At 49.2% G+C, this 1092-nt stretch carries 1 protein-coding gene; it reads right to left on the bottom strand.

The window, feature by feature from the left end:
- Nucleotides 1-1092, bottom strand: a 1092-nt coding sequence (locus R7Q38_RS24480; protein WP_318114668.1) for a VCBS domain-containing protein, incomplete at both ends; no start/stop codon positions are given.

The following is a 1092-nucleotide window of genomic DNA, read 5'->3' as shown; positions in this document are numbered from 1 at the left end:
GGTTGGTCATCAACAATGGTCACAGGAATCGTGGCAGAAGTGGTGTCACCATCAAAATCCGTCGCGATGCTTGGGAAGTTCAGCGTCAGTTCGTCACTGTTACTCGCATGGTCAATTGGGCCTTCGAGTGTAAAGTTGTAGCTGCCATCTGGATTAACAGTTAACGTAAAGACAGGATTGGTTCCTGCGGTTGCCGTATAAGTGAAACTACCATCTGGATTTGCCGTTTCACTCAATGTCACCGCAACACCTTGCGAAGTAAGCCCATCAATAGGCGTCGCACTGGCATCCAATTGGTAGCTCACAACACCATCAGAACCTTGATTGGTGGTGAAGTGCCCGTCAATCGATACTGAACCGTCTTGAGCCGAGCCAATCTGCGCGAGGTCATCTTCATCAACGGTGATCGCTTGAACATTGTTAATTGTTGGCTGGTCATCAACAATGGTTACAGGGATGGTTGCCGATGACGTATCGCCATCAAAGTCGGTCGCGATGATTGGAAAGTTTAGCGTCAGTTCATCACTACCAGTCGCGTGATCGATTGGGCCTTCCAACGTAAAGTTGTATGAACCATCGGTATTCACCACCAACGTAAAGACAGGATTGCCGTTAGCGGTCGCGGTGTAAGTGAAGCTGCCATCTGCATTCGCTGTTTCAACCAAATCAACAACTTCGCCGTGCGACGTTAATCCTGCTACAGGGTTCGTCGAACCATCGAGTTGATAGCTCACCACTCGGTCAGAACCTTCCGTTGTGGTGAACTTGCCATCAATAGAAACAACGCCATCTTGAGCAGAGCCAATACTCGTTAAATCGTCTTCATCCACTGTAATGGCATCGACGTTTGTGATGGTCGGTTGGTCATCGACGATAGTCACTGGGATCACCGCGGAGCTGGTGTCACCATCAAAGTCCGTTGCGATGATTGGGAAGTTCAACGTCAGCTCGTCGCTATTAATAGCGTGATCGATTGGGCCTTCCAACGTGAAGTTGTAAGAGCCATCCACATTCACTACCAACGTAAATACGGGATTGCCATCTGCCGTCGCACTGTAAGTGAAACTGCCGTCAGCATTTGCCGTTTCTACG

This window comes from Vibrio sp. Vb0598, assembly GCF_033338935.1.
Classification (GTDB): domain Bacteria; phylum Pseudomonadota; class Gammaproteobacteria; order Enterobacterales; family Vibrionaceae; genus Vibrio; species Vibrio alginolyticus.
The sequence above is the reverse complement of the archived record's forward strand: the minus strand, read 5'-3'. Positions and strand labels throughout refer to the sequence as shown.